The 17,415-nt window shown below is 66.6% G+C and carries 14 protein-coding genes and 1 tRNA gene; 5 read left to right on the forward strand and 10 right to left on the reverse strand.

Annotated features, from left to right (window positions below; all coding sequences use genetic code 11):
• Positions 1–126: 126 nt before the first annotated feature.
• Positions 127–771 (reverse strand): hypothetical protein, encoded by a 645-nt coding sequence (locus P9849_RS00700; protein WP_107003863.1) that lies wholly within the window; start codon positions 769–771, stop codon positions 127–129.
• A 159-nt stretch (positions 772–930) separates the two neighbouring features.
• On the opposite strand from P9849_RS00700, the gene P9849_RS00705 reads away from it, so the two are divergent.
• Positions 931–1,003: transfer RNA gene (locus P9849_RS00705), tRNA-Lys, on the forward strand.
• 1,563 nt (positions 1,004–2,566) lie between these two features.
• On the opposite strand, the gene P9849_RS00710 is transcribed toward P9849_RS00705, so the two are convergent.
• Together P9849_RS00710 and P9849_RS00715 are read right to left on the reverse strand one after the other, a co-directional pair.
• Complete coding sequence (locus P9849_RS00710; protein WP_278267835.1) at positions 2,567–4,480, reverse strand: ATP-binding protein; 1,914 nt, start codon at positions 4,478–4,480, stop codon at positions 2,567–2,569.
• Between the two features lie 392 nt (positions 4,481–4,872).
• On the reverse strand, positions 4,873–6,654 hold the full coding sequence (locus tag P9849_RS00715; RefSeq protein ID WP_278267836.1) for an endonuclease/exonuclease/phosphatase family protein: 1,782 nt from the start codon (positions 6,652–6,654) through the stop codon (positions 4,873–4,875).
• Between the two features lie 190 nt (positions 6,655–6,844).
• On the opposite strand from P9849_RS00715, the gene P9849_RS00720 reads away from it, so the two are divergent.
• On the forward strand, positions 6,845–7,516 hold the full coding sequence (locus P9849_RS00720; RefSeq protein WP_278267837.1) for an FCD domain-containing protein: 672 nt from the start codon (positions 6,845–6,847) through the stop codon (positions 7,514–7,516).
• A 28-nt stretch (positions 7,517–7,544) separates the two neighbouring features.
• On the opposite strand, the gene P9849_RS00725 is transcribed toward P9849_RS00720, so the two are convergent.
• Together P9849_RS00725 and P9849_RS00730 are read right to left on the reverse strand one after the other, a co-directional pair.
• Entirely contained in the window at positions 7,545–8,207 is a 663-nt protein-coding gene (locus P9849_RS00725) for an FCD domain-containing protein (protein WP_278267838.1), read from the reverse strand.
• Between the two features lie 97 nt (positions 8,208–8,304).
• Positions 8,305–8,982: a FadR/GntR family transcriptional regulator gene (locus P9849_RS00730; RefSeq protein WP_278267839.1), complete on the reverse strand. Its 678-nt coding sequence runs from the start codon at positions 8,980–8,982 to the stop codon at positions 8,305–8,307.
• Positions 8,983–9,418: 436 nt separating this feature from the next.
• On the opposite strand from P9849_RS00730, the gene P9849_RS00735 reads away from it, so the two are divergent.
• Positions 9,419–10,726, forward strand: a complete 1,308-nt coding sequence (locus tag P9849_RS00735; RefSeq protein WP_278267840.1) for a helix-turn-helix transcriptional regulator — start codon at positions 9,419–9,421, stop codon at positions 10,724–10,726.
• A gap of 40 nt (positions 10,727–10,766) precedes the next feature.
• Here P9849_RS00735 and P9849_RS00740 read toward each other — a convergent pair whose 3' ends face one another.
• Together P9849_RS00740 and P9849_RS00745 are read right to left on the reverse strand one after the other, a co-directional pair.
• Positions 10,767–11,393 carry a thymidine kinase gene (locus tag P9849_RS00740; RefSeq protein WP_278269189.1) on the reverse strand — a complete coding sequence of 209 codons (627 nt, stop codon included), beginning with the start codon at positions 11,391–11,393 and terminating at the stop codon, positions 10,767–10,769.
• Between the two features lie 88 nt (positions 11,394–11,481).
• Positions 11,482–11,844: a cupin domain-containing protein gene (locus tag P9849_RS00745; RefSeq protein WP_278267841.1), complete on the reverse strand. Its 363-nt coding sequence runs from the start codon at positions 11,842–11,844 to the stop codon at positions 11,482–11,484.
• Positions 11,845–12,007: 163 nt separating this feature from the next.
• On the opposite strand from P9849_RS00745, the gene P9849_RS00750 reads away from it, so the two are divergent.
• Together P9849_RS00750 and P9849_RS00755 are read left to right on the forward strand one after the other, a co-directional pair.
• Positions 12,008–12,757 carry an NAD(P)H-binding protein gene (locus P9849_RS00750; protein WP_278267842.1) on the forward strand — a complete coding sequence of 250 codons (750 nt, stop codon included), beginning with the start codon at positions 12,008–12,010 and terminating at the stop codon, positions 12,755–12,757.
• Positions 12,758–12,934: 177 nt separating this feature from the next.
• Positions 12,935–13,135, forward strand: coding sequence for a hypothetical protein (locus P9849_RS00755; protein ID WP_278267843.1), 201 nt, complete (start codon positions 12,935–12,937; stop codon positions 13,133–13,135).
• Between the two features lie 97 nt (positions 13,136–13,232).
• On the opposite strand, the gene P9849_RS00760 is transcribed toward P9849_RS00755, so the two are convergent.
• The 3 genes from P9849_RS00760 to P9849_RS00770 all read right to left on the reverse strand — a co-directional run bounded on the left by P9849_RS00760 (position 13,233) and on the right by P9849_RS00770 (position 17,376).
• Positions 13,233–14,576, reverse strand: coding sequence for an MFS transporter (locus P9849_RS00760; RefSeq protein ID WP_278267844.1), 1,344 nt, complete (start codon positions 14,574–14,576; stop codon positions 13,233–13,235).
• Between the two features lie 251 nt (positions 14,577–14,827).
• A complete protein-coding gene (locus P9849_RS00765) occupies positions 14,828–16,174 on the reverse strand; it encodes a DUF3100 domain-containing protein (RefSeq protein ID WP_278267845.1) in 1,347 nt (448 codons plus the stop codon).
• Positions 16,171–17,376, reverse strand: a complete 1,206-nt coding sequence (locus tag P9849_RS00770; protein ID WP_278267846.1) for a M20 family metallopeptidase — start codon at positions 17,374–17,376, stop codon at positions 16,171–16,173. The genes P9849_RS00765 and P9849_RS00770 overlap by 4 nt, the downstream gene beginning before the upstream one ends.
• Positions 17,377–17,415: the final 39 nt, after the last annotated feature.

A 17,415-nucleotide genomic window follows, 5' to 3' on the forward strand; every position in this document is an offset into this window, starting at 1 on the left:
AGGCCGCTCGAAGCGGCGAATTGTTGAAGCCCGGGGGTTTCGCGGCCCGACACCAAGTTCAGTTTTCTACTTCCGTGGCCCGGAGTCAACATTGACAGGTTCCGGAATGAGTGATTCAGTGCGCGGTCAGTCCAAGTGGCCGTTGCGCCATGCGGCGGCGGCGAATTCGAGGTCATCGGCCGTGCGGACCAGGCGGTGGGAGTCGCGGGTGAGCCGGGTGGCGTTCGCCTCGTTGCCCAGTTCGGCCGCGTCGGCCAAGCGCGCCTGGCCCAGGGCGATCACCCGGCAGAACGCGGCGAAGCGCTCCAGCGCCACGTCGAACTCGCCGTCGAACGCTCCGGAGAGGATGGCGTCGGACATGTGGCGGATCTCGTCCGCGCCCGGGGGCTCGGCCGCTCCCGCCACCACGTGGGAGACCTGCGCGCCCTCCTTGCCGGCGTTGAAGTACAGGGCCATCCGGTCGGGATCCTTCACGACGGCGGCGCGCAGCGCGTAGAGCCGCCAGAGGGCGCCGGGGAGGGAGTGTGCGGGGCTCTCGGCCCAGAGTTCGGCGATCACTTCGATGCCCTGCCGGTCGGCGAGCTTGACCAGGCGTTTCGTCACGTCCGGGTCGTCCGCGGCGCGGCCGTGTTTCACCAGGGCGTGTGCCGCGAGGTGAGCCGCTTCGGAGACGCGTGCGGGGTCGGCGCCTCCCGCGAACGGTTCGAAGTCGGCGGGTGCGAAGGGCTTTGGCTTGTGATGCCGTGGGGCTGCTCCCGGGTTCTCGCTCATGCCCTTACGCTACGCCTGGTGCGGGAGCCATGCCAGAGTGGCGCGGAGCCGCACGACGGCGGCCGCGGGCCCCGCGCGGAACGCCGCCTGGGGTGCGGGGACGCATGCCGGAACCCCTTGCGCGCCTACGGTAGAGTAGTGACGTCCCTAGGGACGGTTGGGCCTTTAGCTCAGTTGGTAGAGCAGTGGACTTTTAATCCATAGGTCGAGGGTTCGATCCCCTCAGGGCCCACAACAGACCCAGTGTTTGGCGCGAGCCGCGTCGCCCTGGCGAGGCGACTGGCGATGAGCGGCCTCCCGTGGATCCGGAGCGACAGGTGATCTTGTCTAGACCTCCTTCGCCGAAGATCGCACATCGGTTACAAGGCACGGCGCGCTATCTAGGTATGCAAAGCACATTGGATTGTGGCGATGCGTTGCCTGCGATGTCGCCTGCTTCGTTGTCAGGTCGACCTTTCGTCACGCCAGGGCCGCCAAGAGGGTGACTCGCGCCGTGCCGGTTCATGTCGACGGTTCTCGAGCCGACACATCCATGAAGATGCGGACTTGAAGATCGCTACCGCCACGTAAGATGGTGTGCGTGAGTCTCCCGTCTACTACAGACACTGACTCACTGTCAGTCCTGGATCGAGGGGTGGCACGCCGCCGGTGCAGTGAGAGTAGGTATTGAGTGCGAGAAGACTTGCATCAGGGCCTCTTAGCTCTGCCATTGCCCCTCTGCCGTGGTGAGCTTTCGTCATCAGAGCTCCGCGGGAATCCGACGGCCATCGATTTGTTTGCCGGAGCAGGGGGAGCTACTCAGGGTCTCTTCGACGCCGGATTCGACGTGTTAGCGGCCATCGAGTTTGACGGGAAGGCTGCACAGTCATACCGACTAAACCACCCAAGAACCCGCCTCTGGGAACAAGACATTCGGAAAGTTAGCGCAGCGGAAGTGAAGCGAGTTCTTGACCTCGATTCAGGCGATTTGACGCTCCTGAAGGCGTGTCCTCCCTGCCAAGGGTTTTCATCACTTGCCGAGGGGCGAATTCAAGGCGACGACCCTCGCAATGACCTTGTAAATCACACCATCAGATTCGTTCGCGCCCTGAGACCTCGCGCCGTTCTTGTGGAAAATGTGCCAGGGCTTGGGCGCGACAGGAGATCTACGGAGTTACTCGCTGCCCTCGGCCGTATGGGTTATAACGCGCGGGCGTATCATGTGAATGCAATCGAATTCGGTGTACCCCAGAGGCGGAAGCGCCTCATTATTTTAGCCTTACGCGGACGTCGCGCAGTGCTCCCGGCGTCACTCACAACCATCGATCCCGAGTCGCCCGTTACCGTGAGAGAGGCATTCCTTGGTCTCCAAAGTGGAGCGATGGCGGATGACCCCCTGAATCGACCTCGGATGCTCCCCGACAGGGTTCAAAAGCGTGTCGAAGCAATTCCTGTCGGCGGAAGTCGCTTCGATCTTCCAGAGGAGCTTCAGCTCGATTGCCACAAGAAGTTGGCGCGGGAAAATAAGAGCGGTGCTTCTGGATCATATGGGCGCCTTCGCTGGGATGAGCCTGCGCCGACTATGACGACACGGTGTACGACTCCAGCTTGCGGCCCATTCCTGCATCCGGAAGAGCATCGCCCCATTACGCTTCGCGAAGCTGCCGCGATCCAGACGTTTCCGCCCACCTATCAGTTCGTCGGCACAAGAGGTGACGTCGAGCGGCAGATCGGTAATGCAGTGCCTGTTCGGATGGCCGCAGCAATTGCTACTCGGTTACTCGACTCTCTTATGGCGGGTGCGGCGTAAGAGCTACTAGGAGTCCTCTCCGACCGCTCTCAGAGCATCATTCTGAATCGCTTGTATACGAGGATCGTCTTGAGGCGCACGTTCTGTAATAACGTCCAGATACTCACGGTGGAGGCGTTCGGCTGCCTCTAAAAGGTGATCCCACGGAGAGATTCGATAACCAGCATTCTTCATTTCGCGAATCTCGTTTTGAATCCCGGGCTCATCTTTGAGCTCGGAGTAGATCATGACCCCAACGATCTGTGATCTTTGAGTAGAAGTGAAGTTTCCCGCCTTGTCATTGCGGTCTCGAAGCGTGTTCACGTATCCTCGCAACTGACCGAGTTCTTTGAGTCCGATCTTGTCGCCAGGTCGTTTGACTTCTACGACGATCGCTGTACCAGAGTCCCCTAGACATAGGAAATCGAGCCTTCGCTGATCGCCCTCGCTCTCAGTGAAGTGGAAAGTTTCACGTAGAACAGTCTCGAGAGACCGCTCATGATGAAGAATTTGCCACATTGGATCGATGATCCAAGGATGTTCTCGAAGCAAATCTTGCATTGTCGGCTTTTCCGGGGCGCGATCCTTGATGAGTCGTCTTAGCGTTTGAATCACTACGACGCGACCTCTCACGAGCTGGGCCGCCTGAACAGCTTCAAGAATATCCCACTCACCCATCAGGTCGAGGATGGACTTTTGGTCAGACGTTGCGAGTTCACTCAGCTCTTTGAGGAGAGCGAAAAACTGCTCATTCTCGTAGGCGTTGAGAAGGATTTCGACAATCTGATCCAATCGTTCGGGCTCCATCGTAGGAGCGTCCGCAAGGGTCTGGATCGCCCTGAGTAGTTCCTTCTGCTGCCTTTCCGGAAACTTATCAATCCGGTCCATGTAGGGTGTGGTTGTCCTGAGCCGAGCCTTTTGCTTCTGGGCGCGCGCACTTGCCCACTTTCGGAGCGAGTCGCGCAGCATGGACTGACCCCATTCGAGGATGGGCAATGCGATCGGGTGCTCCCACAGCACAGTGGCCCGGTCGGTGGCGATGAGATCGTCTGTATATGAATCGAGACCGTCGACAAAAACTTCGCCAGTTAGGTACTGCAGACCGAGCTGATTCTGCGTGCCGCCGCTCATGTCGAAGAAGAATGGAGTCTGGACAAGTTTGCCTCGGGAAAGCACTGAGACTCCACGGATGTCATCGTTCTTTAGCGGCTTCTCTGTGAACCCCACCCACCACTGGACCGTTCCAACGCCAGGCAGATCCACGGTCTCAAGGCCGTCCTCTGGGTAGCGGAACTGGAGCTCGGTTTGGTCGGATGTGAGCATTTCCCCATTGATGAGCACTCGAAACTCGTGGCCGAGAATTGAGAAGCGCCTGCCCATGCTTCTTCGGAAGGAAGCTGCCGATATTCGATTCTTCAGCTGAAGTTCTGTTAACCGCACCTCGGTCCCGTGCGGTTGAATTTCGTTCACCCGAAGTGGTCGATCTTCAAGTATCACGGGCCTGTAGGTGTTGGTGTTGCTTCCCACCAGATCGTCGTAACTCATTCGGAACGAGGTAAGGTGGCGGTTGTTCACGGTTGTTACGGTGACGACTTTTGCTATTCCGAATCCTGCGAGCTTGCCAAGCCCCTTGCGGCCGAGAACGAGACGCCCGCCGGGGGAGCGGTCGGTGCCCGATGCACGCCGATCTCGTCCGACGAGTAGATACTTGTCATTTACATCTTCAAATGTCATACCGAGCCCATCATCCCGAATGACGATCTGGGAGCTCGCTTCGAGTGCAGCATCAAGAGGTACGTCGATCTGCACTTCGGATGCGTCTGCGTCATACGCGTTTGCGACAAGCTCTGCAATCGCGGGCACGGCGCCAGCGTACATTTGAAGCCCAAGATGGCGAACAAGCGATCCAGCAAAGTCCATTGTCAGCTCGCGATTGTTCACGGAACCCCTCTACACGATAGCCAAGGTTCCGCGAAGCGACGTCAGAACCATCCGATCCCGAGTGTACTCGGGGACGCGTGAAACGTTCGTGACTGAGGCCCGCTATCTGGGCGGGGAAATCCGGATTGGTCGGACTCGCGGTCGCGATTCGCGGAACGGGGGAAGGCTTGTCGTTTGATGCGGAGTATTGGCAAGTGGGTGGACGGATCCCTTTGAGTTCGGCCTTCGCTCTAGATTTCTAAAGAGGATGGAGCACCTGTCTCTGGTTGGTGGACTGACCCTTCTGTCCACAGAGGAGCGCCAGTCTTCAGCTTCGGTAAATGTTGGACATATGATACTGGAGGACGTGTGCAGCGGTGCGCATGGGGGACACGGATGGAGTGGGGATGAATTCAGCAGGCAAAGGTGTCGTCACCATCCGCGAGGCCGGGCCGGAGGACCGCCCAGGGCTGGTGCGGGTGATGGCCGAGGCGGGCCTGAGCGAGAGATTTCTGATGGAGCACGGCGTGGGGGACCCTCGGCTGGGGGACGCGGTCCCGCGGCGGGCTCTCGGGATGAAGGCGTTCCGCAAGGCCATCCTCAAGGGCGCCGGCGAACCGTCCTCTCCAGCGGCACTCCTGCTCGCCACCACGGCCCTCGTGGCGGTGGACCAGGAGGGGATCGTGGTGGGTGGCGGCGTGGTGGCCCCGAGCACTGCCTCGATCCAGGACGCGGTGGCCGGAAGTCCCTCGCGCCGGGAAGACCTCATGCTCCGCGGTCTCGCGGACACCCCGCAGCTGGTGGCCGTCGCGGTGGGTCCCGCGCATCGGCGCCGCGGCGTCGGCAAGGCCCTGTTCGACGCGCTCGTCTGGCACTACAGGCTGTCCGGGGCTCCACTCCTCCACGGGGTCATCGAGGCGGAGGCCGACCCCTGGCTCCAGGAGTTCCTGCGGAGATCCGGGTTCCGGGTGGCCGGGCCGGACGCTTTCCTGGACTTCACCGCCGTGTACGCCGCCCGGTCCTATCTGGCGAGCGGCCCGGGCCGTCGATTCTTCTACCTGGACCTCCGGAATCCCGGGAGCCGGCACTGGGAGCTCCCGGCCACGACCCACGACGGGCGGGACGCTCCGGTGCGGTCGGTTCCCCGGGACCGCTGACGTCCGCGTGCGGAGGTCTGCCTGGAGCGCCGTCAGCCCGGATAACTGCGGGACGTCGAAGGACGCGACGAGAGCGAGATGGTCGCTGTCGCCGGCCCGCACCATCGTGTTCTCCCGGGGCAGGAGCCCGCGCTGGAAGACGTGGTCGATCCTGGCCAGCGGGAACCCGGCCGGCCAGCTGAACCCGAAGGACGGGGTGCTCTGCGCCGGTTCGGACAAGGCTGAACGGATCCCGGCCAGGGCGGGGTCCTGAGCCACCGCGTTGAAGTCGCCCACCGCCACGGCCCGCGGCGCGTCATCCTTCGCGATCACCTGCGAGAGGTCGCGGAGCATCTCGTCCCGGGCACCCTGTTCCCCTGGCCGGACCGAGGCGGCATGCACGGCGTACAGGGTCAGGGTCCCGCCGGGCGCCTCGACGTCCGCCGCCAAGGCCCGCTTCCAGCCCAGTCCCAGGCCCAGTGCGCGCGTGTTGCTGAGCGGGTACCGGCTCCAGATGCCCACCGTTCCCACGGTGTACGCGTGCGGATAGCGCTCGCCCAGCACCTCCCGCGCGGCGCTGCGGCCGGCGTCGTCGAGTTCCACCAGGACGACGACGCCGGCGCCCCGTTCCGCGAGTGCGCTCGCCGCCCGTGCCGTGGAGTCCGCTCCGCTGCCGGCGTGCACGTTCTGGCTCGCCACGGTGATCCGCCCGTCATCCGCGCCGCCCTGCGTTTGAGGAGCGGACGACAACTGAAGCGGGATCAGGGCAGGGACGGCCATCAGCCCCCACGCCAGGAGCGGGACCAGGAGGACGGCCCTGGCGCGCCGTCGCGCCCAGGGCATGCAGCCCAGGCACAGCAGCGCCGGAACCCAGAGCCACGGGAGGATGATCGCGAAGAACGTTCCGGCGGGTCCCGCGAGCACGAGGTGCAGGAACGCGGCCGCCGTGATCGCCGCCGCTGCGCCGAGCAGCACCAGATCCCGCGGGCGGAGACGAGTGGACCTGGTCCGGTCGTCTGAGGCGGGAGTGGAGGTGCGGGTCGGGTTCAGGGGGTTCACGCGGGGGATTCCTGGGCTCGGGGGCAAGGCGTCGTCGGTCCGGCGAGAGGGCCGGTCCGGATTGTTCTACATTTATCAAGCGAATCCGGGAGCGGGCTGGGCGCCGTCGCCGGGCGTACACTCACAGTCACCGGTTTCCGCACCGTACTCCGCCCCGAACCTCAGACCCCGAACGCAGGTGATCCGTCCCGTGGCCCGCACCGTCACCACCCCCGACGAACCCGTGGATCTGCTGCGTCGCCGGCTCAGAGCGGGGGAGTGGCCGGTGGGGTCGAAGATCCCCAATGACGCGGCGCTCGCGGACATCCTCTCGGCCCCGCAGAGCGCGGTCCGTGAAGCCGTGCGCTGTCTGGTGCACGCCGGCGTCCTGGAATCCCTGCCCGGGAAGGGCACGTTCGTCAGGGCCGTCAGTGAGCTGCCCGGCGCCCTGGTGGGGCGGGTCAAGGACGAGCTCACGCTGCATGCGATGGAGGCCCGTGAGGCGCTCGAGTCGTATGCCGTCCGTCTCGCCGCGCGCCGCATCTCCGAAGCTCAGCTGGCCGAGCTCCGCGCCACGCTCAAGGCCAGGGGAAGCGCCCCGGATCTGGGGACCGTGGCGCGGGAGGACATCCGCTTCCACCGTCTGGTCGTGGCGGCCACGGGCAATTCGCTCATGGTCGAGATGTACGAAGGGCTCGATCAGGGGAGGGTCTTCGACTTCAGCAGCATGAAGGAGATCTCCCCGGAGGAGTCCCTTCAGGCTGAGCACGAGGACCTGGTCGAGGCGCTGGCCTCCCGCGACGTGCAGGCCTGTGCCCGCGCTGTCGACCACCTGCTGGCTCACGTCCGCGCCAAAGTCCTGGCGCCCGGCGGAGCGGACTGAATGACGCCTCGCTGCGCAGGGTGAGGCGTCAGGGGATGCGGTCGGCCAGCAGGGCGGCCGCCGTCGGCTGATGAGCGACGATCGCTCTCAGGAGCTCCCCCCGCGCGAACTGGACCCGCGGGACGTCGACAACCGGCTCGTCGCCGGCCGTCCGGGTCATGTTTTCCAGGAGGGAGAGCCGGTCATAGATGCGCAGCATGAGCGCATTGCCGGAAGCGACGATCACCTCCCGCTCGAAATCCTCCCCAGACGCCCCGGAGGGCTCGACGTCGGCGGCGAGAAGGGCGTCCAGCCTGGCCAGCTCCTCGGCGGAGGCGCGGGTGGCCGCGAGCCGTGCGGCCTGCGTCAGGAGCGCCCTGCGGGTCTCCGACACCAGCTCCCAGCGATCGCCGTCCGGCCCCGGTGAGCCCTGGGTGGCGGCGAGGGTCGAGCTGTCCTGCGCACCGCCTTTGACGCCGATCACCAGGCGTCCGTCCGCGGGCCTGGTGGTGAGGATGCCGCGGCGGTGCAGGCCGTCCAGCACCTCATGAGCGTGTTCGAGGTCGGAGGCGCCGAAGATCAGCGCCAGCTCGTCCCACGTGGGCAGCAGCCCGCCTTCCGGCCAGACCCCCGAGTCGATCCAGTGTTCGAGCTTCTTGCCGAAGTCGTTGGAGACAGGCCGGGTCTGCTGGGGAGTGTGTTCGGAACGCACTCGGCAATTGTACGACAGCTGGACATTTAATTGAATGAATGTGTGCGCGAGTGTGCGTTTCGCCGTCGGGGTCTTCCGGCGGCGCTCTCAGGGCGGGTTATTTCGACGCGCTGGGCCGGTTGGCGCCGTCGAGCAATTGAAGGGTCGCGGCGACCGCGCCGTCCGGATCGTGGCGTTCGAGCGCGTCGAGAATGGCCTGATGTTCCTCGAGGAGGAATCCGTCGGTGTTCAGGCCCGAATAATTGCTCTCGTCGTGAATCACCGCCGGTTCGAGGCCGTGATGGAGTTCGGTGATCAGCGGATTGCCGGAGGCCGCGACGATGCCCTGGTGAAAACGCACATCGGCCTGCAGGCGGTCGGCGGGCGTCTCGCCGGCGTAGCGCTCGCGGAGGAGCTCGCGGAGTTCCCCGATCTGGCTTTCCGTGATCCTGGACGCGGCGAGGCGGGCCGCCTGGACTTCGAGGGCTTCGCGCACCTCGAACACTTCGTTGACCGATTCCTCGGAGATGCGGCGGCCGAGGACGGCCCCGAGTTCGCTGGTGGAGCGGACATACGTGCCGTCTCCGGGGCGGGACTCCAGCAGTCCGAGGTGGACCAGCGCCCGCAGTGCTTCCCGGACCGTGTTGCGGCTGGTGCCGAAGGTCCGGACCAGGTCGTGCTCACCCGGAACCTTGGTCCCGACGGGCCAGGTTCCATTCATGATCTGCTCGCGCAACTGCGTTCCGATCTGGACGGACAGCGGAACGTTGCGGACAGTGGGTTGTAGGTGATGCACCCCATAAGAGTAGGACATTTAGCACGGAAATGCGTGGGTGATGCGTAAATCCGAGCGCTATGACAGGCCGGCGTGGCGAGCCTCACGGAAATCACCGCCACGCTTTGCCTGCGCTGTCCGGCGGGATGAATGGCGGCGCCGGGAATTCCGGCGCAGAAGTGTTCCTGGGACCTTTTTGATTTCTCTTCTTCGGATGAATTGTGGACCTGTTCCGAACCCGGACTGAGGTGTCGGCGGCGCCGGCCCCTCGGGCGCGCCGCCGAGGTCGGGAAACGACCGCGACGATCGTCTTCAAATGTCCGACATTTGCTGGTACCTTAATGCCTGAGGGCCGCGACGGGTCTCGACCATGAGGGAAGGTCCTGTCGGCGTGCCCGGAAGCGGCTCCCGAGGGGCCGCCGTCGTCGTGGTGAAGGCCGGAGGAAGGGAACGCCTGATGGGCCGCATATTCGGCAATCGCCTGCGCGCTGAACGTCTGTCGCGAGGGCTGACGCAGGAGCAATTGGGCGGGCCCGAATGTTCGCACAGCTACGTCTCCCTGCTCGAGAGGGGCGTCCGGGAGCCGTCCATGGAGATCCTCGGCGGGCTCGCCCGCCGCCTCGGCCTGCCGCCCGGTGAGCTGGAGCAATGGGCGCTGCAGCCGACGGTGCAGGACCAGGAGTACTCTCTGGCCGCCTTGCACGCGTGGTGCGCCTGGGACGTCGGCGATTATGAGTCGGCCGCCTCGCACGCCCTGGTGGCGGCGCAGTTCGCTCGGGAGAGCCGCAAGGACGCGACCGTGTGCGAGATGAATCTCTTGAGGGCCGAGTGCCTGACCCGGCTGGGCCGTCACGAACAGGGCCGGAATCTGGTGAATCTGCTGCTGGCCAACACGCTGACCTCAGGAAACGCAGGTCTGCGATCCGAGGCGCATCAGTTGTCGGCCCGGATGTCCCTGGCCGAGCAGTCGTTCCGCGGCGCGGCGGCTCAGGCGCAGGAGGGCCTGACGCAGGGAGCCGTCCTCGGCGAGGATTCCACGGTGCGCCTGTCCGCCCTGCATCTCGTCATCCGCGCGCTGCTGAGCGAGGGGCACAAGGAGGCGGCATGGCGGCACTGTGAGCTGGCGTCCGACGACGTCGTCCCCGAGCGGGCGCCCGCCCACCTGAGAGGGCGACTGGCCTGGGTGGTCGGGGATGTCGCTTTCGCCCGCGGGCAGGCGAAGCGGGGGATCGAACGCCATGAGAGAGCCGTCGGGCTTCTGCGGCCCCAGGTCGACCTGAAGGAGTGGGCCGCGTTCAACCTGAGTTCGGCCCGGGCCAGGCTGGAGGCCGGGGTGGCGGACGACGCCACGCTCGCCTGCCTTGATCGTGCAGGCTCCGCGCAGGACATCCTGGGGCAGGACGACCCGGGAACCGGCAACCCGGGAATCGGCGGGGAGCCGCAGCGTGAGCTGAGGTTGCTGAGGGCCTGGTGGCTGCATGCCCAGGGCCGGGACTCCGAAGCGCTGGACCAGTTGGCCCCGTTCGAGGAGCGCAGTCAGCGCATGGACCGGCTCTCGTCCGAGGCGGCCTTCCTCGGAGGGCGGATCCTGCTGGGGCTCGGTGCGCCGGACGACGCGCTGGCCCGCCTGGCTCTTGCCCAGGAGGGGTTCTTCCGGCTGCGGAATCTCAGGGGCGCGCAAGGTGTCGCGGATCTGATCCTGGACATCTCCCGGACGCGTTACGCGAACCCTTCCCCGGCCCTCGCGCACTGCGCGGCGAGCTGACGGGCACGTCCGGGGACAGGGGCGCCAGTGTCGCCGGGCCTTACGGGTTGAGGGTGCCGCCGGTCTCCTGGAGGTAGCAGCTGCCGCACAGGGACTCGTACTGGACTTCCTCCCCGTCGATGGCGACCTGACCGCCGTCGAACACGAACCTGCCTCCGACGATCCGGGTGTTGAAGACCGCCTTGCGGCCGCAGCGGCAGATGGTCTTGAGCTCCTCGAGCGAGTGGGCGATCTCGAGGAGGCGCGCGGCGCCCGGGAAGGCCTGAGTGCGGAAGTCCGTCCTGATGCCGTAGGCCAGCACCGGGATGTCGTCCAGGACGGCGATCCGGAACAGGCCGTCCGCCTGTTCGGGCGTGAGGAACTGCGCCTCGTCCACCAGAAGGCAGGCGACAGGCGCCATGTCGACGTGCTCCAGAAGCGCCTCCGGATCGTCCCCGGCAGCGCGCTGGCGGACCAGGGAGCGGACATCGGCGTCGTGCGGGATCAGGAAGTCGACCTCACGCTCCACGCCGAGGCGGGACACGATCGAGGTGTCGCCCTTCGTGTCGATCCCGGGCTTGGCCAGCAGCACCCGCTGGCCGCGCTCCTCGTAGTTGAAGGCCACCTGCAGCAGGGCCGTGGACTTCCCCGAATTCATGGCGCCGTAGCGGAAGTAGAGCTTGGCCACGGTCAGCAGGCCTCGGTCCGGGGCGCGGCGGAGGCGCGGCAAGAGAAGGACATGACTGATAAGTCTAGTGGCGTCCGCGCCGCTCGGCTCAGATGCTGACGTACACCTTGCGCAGTGTCTCGTGCACGGTCCAGACGGTGTGCTGGCCCTCTCGCAGGCGCACCAGGTCCCCGGGCCCGACGTCCAGGGTGTGCGTGATCTCGTCGTCCTTTCCCTGGAAGTCGATGCGGGCCGAGCCGCTGAGCACGACGAACACCTCCTCCGCCTCCACGTCCGTGGCCACGCCCGGGGTCATCTCCCAGACGCCCACACCTGAGCCTCCGAGGTCCTCGAGTTCCAGGACCGCCGCCGTGGGAGAACCGCTCAGCACCTGCTCGGCCGGCAGGGCTTCGTGGACCAGCTCGGCGGTGGGGACGTGGCACAGTGCCGTGACGGAAGGTTCGGTACCCATGATTCTCCTGCTCGGGGCGATGCGGTGGATGTCCGCATACTATACCGAGCAGTTCAGTATGGGGAAGGGCTCCGCGGCCAGGGGTGCCGGAGGCGGGCCGCGGGTGCAGAATGGCGGAAGGGTCGCCGGCTGGGCGATCCTGCCACGCGGCAAGGAGGCAGTCATGAGGGTCGCCATCGCAGGAGGCAGCGGCACTGTGGGCGAGCGTGTCACGCGGGCCGTGCGGGAGCGGGGGCACGAGGCCGTGGTGCTGTCGCGCGCGGCCGGCGTGGACATCCGCGACGCCGGCGCCGTCCGGCGGGCGCTCGAGGGGGCGGACGCCGTCGTCGACGTGCTGAACATCAACACCCTGAACACCGACCGCGCCACGGAGTTCTTCACCTCCGCCACCGCGGCGTTGCTGGACGCGGAGAAGGCGGCCGGCGTCGGGCATCATGTGGTGCTCTCGATCGTCGGGGTGGACCGCGCGCCGCACGGGTACTACGCGGCCAAGCTGGCCCAGGAGCGTCTCGTGGAGTCCGGAGGCATCCCCTGGAGCATCCAGCGCGCCACGCAGTTCCACGACTTCGCCCGGCAGATGTACGACGGCGCGCGGCTGGGCCCGCTGCACCTGGCGCCCCGCGGGCGGGTCCAGCCGGTGGGCGCCGATGAGGTCGCGGATCGTCTGGCGGGGGTCGTCGAAGGCGGTCCCGCCGGACGGGTGCCCGACCTCGCAGGACCGCAGGAGGAGAGCCTGGAGCGGATGGTGCGGGCCTATGCACATGCACAGGGGGCGGGCGGCTGGATTCCTGCGATCTCTCTGCCCGGAGGGCTCGGCCGGGCGCAGCGGGACGGGTCCTTGCTGCCCGGCCCCGACGCGATCTTGGGCCGGCAGACGTTCGACGCGTGGCTGAGCGGGCGCGATCCGGATTGATGCCTCGCGGAGTATGTGATGGACAACACATACTCCTCTCGGGATGTCTGTGCACCGGCGGCGAGTACAGAGATTCCAACGATCGTTGTTCACCTGCACATGGGGCGCCCGCGGCCGGTTTTCTAGGCTTGAAGTCAAGCTTTCAGAGAACTAGCAAGACAACGAGGGGTTTCAACGATGAAGCGCATCGCCTTGGTCCATGAACGTGCCGTTTCCACCGCGGAGACCGGCGCTCACTGCCCGGCCTCGGGCACCTGGTTCCCGGAGGGCGATCCCTCCAAGGAGCAGTTCATCCCCGAGGGGCACGTGCTGCCCATGGTGGACGGGCGTCCCGCAGTGTGGGTGCGGCGGTCCAGCCGTGTCGCCCAGATGGCCTGACGCCGGACAACGCGAGGGATTCCCTCAATATCGCCTGTGCGCCTGAAGGATGCCGCCGGACCGGGAGTCCGGCGGCATCCTGCGTTCCGCGTCGCGTTCAGCTCCGCGGGGCGTCCAGATCGCTCAGCTTGAGTTCCTTCGTCTCGCGGGCGCAGGCCACCGCGATGATCGAGATGACGCCCATGAGCGCCAGGTACAGGCCGATCGCCAGACCGCTGCCGAAGGCCTGGTAGAGCGCCAGGGCGACGATCGGCGAGAGTGAACCCGCCACGAGGGATGCCAGGTTGTAGGCGATCGACGTCCCCGAGTAGCGCACCGACGTCGGGAAGAGCTCCGAGAAGAAGGCGCCGATCACCGAGCTGTAGGCGGCGAAGATCAGGAGACCGCCCACCGCCGCGAGGATGATCATCCCGGGGTTCCTGGTGTCCAGCAGGGCGAAGAAGGCGAAGCCCCAGGCCACGGTGGCGACGGAGGCGGCGATCATGACCGGCTTGCGGCCGATCCGGTCCGCGAGGATCGCGAGCAGCGGAATGGCCACCACGGCCACGGCCTGCCCGATCATCACGGCGTTCAGGCCGACCTGACGGTTGAGCTTCAGGATCTCCGTGACGTACGTGATGATGAACAGCGAGTAGATGTAGAAGCCGGCGTTCTCGCCCATCCGGCTGCCCGCCGCGATGAGGATCTCCCGCCAGTGCTTGCGGAAGGCGGTGAAGACCGGCAGTTTGGCCGCCGCGCCGTGCTGCGCCTCGGCCTGCGCCTGCGAGGCCTTGAAGAGCGGCGTCTCCTGCACATAGAGCCGCAGGATGAGACCGATGATCACGAGTACGGCGGACAGGCCGAAAGCGATGCGCCAGCCCCACGCGAGGAACTCGGCCTGCGGCAGTACGGCGGAGAGGATCGCGAGGACGCCGGCGGCCAGAAGGTTGCCGAGCGGAGGGCCGACGTTCGGCCAGGAGGCCCAGAAGGCGCGCTTGGTGCTGTCGTCGCTGTACTCGGAGACGAGAAGCACCGCGCCGCCCCATTCGCCGCCGAGGGCGAAGCCCTGCACGAGGCGGAGGAAGAGCAGCAGCAGGGGCGCCCAGACGCCGATCGAGGCGTAGGGCGGAATGACGGCGATCAGGGCGGTCGCGATGCCCATCAGCAGAAGGCTGGCCACCAGGGTGGTCTTGCGGCCGTGCTTGTCGCCGTAGTGGCCGAGGACCAGCGCGCCCAGAGGCCGCGCCAGGAACCCCGCCGCGAAGGTGCCCATCGCCAGCATCGTGCTCACCACGGGGTCTCCCGTGGGGAAGAACAGCTTGTTGAAGACCAGGGCGGCGGCGGTGCCGTACAGGAAGAAGTCGTACCACTCGACGGCGGTGCCGGCCAGGCTGGAGGCCGCGACTGCCGGGAGGGTGGTGTGTTTGCGCCGTTCCGGGCGGGTGACGGTGGGTGTGCTCATGTGAACCTCGTTGATGCCGGGGCCGCTGCGTCAGGGCGGCGGAGCCAGGGTGGAACGGTGATCCCCGGGCCGGGAATGTGACCGTACACACACTGTAGATTGAGTGTATACAACGCGTCTACGATTTTTCCGAGGTTGCTGAAGCGTGAAGCCGGTGGTGTGGAACGTGGCGACGCCCGCGAGATGACAGGTGGTGCCCTCACCCGAGCCGGGTGAGGGCACCACCTGTCATCTCGCGGAGTGGGGGTGGCTCAGTGCCAGAACCCCAGGGAGAACTCGGCGATCAGGGTCGCGAACAGGAAGGACGCCGTGATCGCCACGAGGCCCACCGGGATGATCCGCCAGCCGATCTTGCGGAGCAGGCCGATGTCCTTGCCGAGGGACAGGCCCGCGAGCGTCAGCACGATCGTGGTGATGGACAGGAAGTCCACCGCGCCGACCGTACTGTGCATGAAGGCGGCCAGCGGAGGGATGAGCGGGCTCGACGCCAGAGCGCCCAGGGTGGTCAGCCAGATGACGGCCTGCACCTTGTTGCGGGTGAGCTTGGCCAGTCCGTAGGCGGCGAGCAGCATGGCGATGATGACCAGGTAGCCCACGACCGTCAGGACGCTGAAACCCTTGCCGGCGGCGAGATCCGCCATGGTGGCCGTGACGAGCCCCAGGCCTCCCACGATCGGCAGCGCGACCCGGGAGGGGACGGCGGTGTGAGCCGTCGCGTCGGCGACCTCGCTGCGGAAGGTGGCGTTGCCGGCGTCGTCGGTCGCGGGAGAGGCGGCGGGGCCGGAGACGGCGACGGCGGCCGGGGTGCGGGTGAGCAGGCGGTAGACGCGGTCCGCGAGCGGCAGCGCGATGTACATGCCCACGTAGACGCCGAGCAGGCTCGTGATCATGTTGGACACGGCGGCCATGCCGAGGATGGCCGTCTTGTCATCCGGGTACGCGCCGATGATGCTCGCCGCCGAGGCCGCCATCATGGAGCCGGACCCCACGCCCGCACCCATGGCGAGGGCCAGCGGGTCGATGATCTTCCAGTTCGCCACGAGGGACGAGATCAGGCTGATGTACACGGCGCCGAACACCGTGCCGAAGACGTACATGGCCAGCACGCCGCGGTACTCGTCCGAGTTGGGTCCGAAGCGTTCGGAGACCATGGCGAACGCGGGCTCGCGGTCCAGGGAGAAGGTGGCGCCCACGGTCGCGCGACCCATTTTGAGCAGCACGGCGAGCGGCAGCGCCAGCACGATGGTCCCGAGCAGGTGCCCGACCTCCTGCAGGAGCAGTGCCGGCCCTGCCTTGAGCATGGTGGGGATGTTCGGCCCGATGTCCACCGACAGGCGGGCGCAGAGCACCAGGACGGCGACGCCGGACAGGGCGGCGGCGAGCCGCTGGTATTTGACGGGCAGCGGCTTGATCTTCTGAACCGAGATGACCAGGCCCATGAGCAGTCCCCACACCATGGGGAAGATCAGGAGCGCGCCGACGCCGATGCTGACTTTGAGCGGGCCGATGAGCTGCGCCGTGATGGCGACGGCGAGGGCCATGGCCGCGAGGGGGAGGGCCTTGGTCCGGGTGGTCTGGGGGGAGGTGGTGGTGGTCATGCGATGGCCTCAGTCGTGACGGGGTGGTAGGCGGCCGCGGTGAAGCGCGCCTTCTGCTCGGGGTCCGACGCCGCGGCGGCCACGGTGGAGGCCATCGCATAGGCGGCGTCGAACATGGCCTCGTAGGCCTCGGGGGTGTTGGCGGCGGCCGTGAAGCCGGCGGAGTGGATCGGGGAGCTCGCCCCGGGGATGGAGAACATGGGATGGATGCTGGGGATCACCTGGCTGATGTTGCCCATGTCCGTGGAGCCGCCGCCGGAGGAGTCCTTGGCGGGGGTGACGTCGTGCCCGCGGGAGCCGAAGGCTTCACTCCAGTGGGCGGAGAGCTGAGGGTCCTGGAACAGCGGCTCGTAGAGCGGCTCGATGTCCTCGATGCTCAGATCCGTGCCCGTCGCCAGCGCTGCGCCCTCGAAGCAGTTCTGCACGCGGGAGACGAGCGATTCGTACTCGGGGAGCGTGAAGGCGCGGCACTCGAAGTCGACGACCGCGTGGTCCGGGATGATGTTGGTGGCCACGCCGGCCTCGCGGACGAAGAGCGCCACCCGGTGGTCGTCGGGAAGCTGCTGACGCAGGAGGCCGATGGCCACCTGACTCAGCACCGCGCCGTCGGCGGCGTTGATGCCACGGTGCGGCATCGCGGCGGCGTGCGCGGCCTGGCCGGAGAAGGTGGCGCGGAAGCGTCCGACGGCCTGGGAACTGGTGCCGAGCGGATTGGCGGTGCGGCCCTCCGGTCCGGGATGGGCCATGAGCGAGAGGCCGACGCCGTCGAACGCGCCCGCGTCCAGCAGGAGGGATTTGCCACCGCCGTGCTCCTCGGCCGGGGTGCCGATCGCCTTGAGCGTGATGCCCAGCTCGTCGACGAAAGGCGCGAGGGCCAGGGCCGCGCCGACGGTGGAGCCGGCGATCAGGTTGTGGCCGCAGGCGTGGCCGACCTCCGGGAGGCAGTCGTACTCGACGCAGATGGCCACGACCAGGTCGCCGGACCCGAGGGTGGCGCTGAATGCGGTGTCGAGGCCGCCCGTGCCCCGTTCGACGTCGAAGCCCGCGTTCTCCAGCACCTCGGTGATGGTGGCGGCGGCCTGGAACTCCTCGAAGGAGAGTTCCGGATGGGCGTGGATGAACCGGGCCATCTCCAGGACGGCGGGGCGTGCGGCGCTGAGGGCCTGGTCGATTTTTTCGCTGAACGGGGCTGCGGAAGGCATGGTGCTCCTGAGGCAGGGGGTATGGAGGGGTCGCCCGGG

This window comes from Arthrobacter sp. Y-9 (assembly GCF_029690065.1).
Classification (GTDB): Bacteria; Actinomycetota; Actinomycetes; order Actinomycetales; family Micrococcaceae; genus Arthrobacter_E.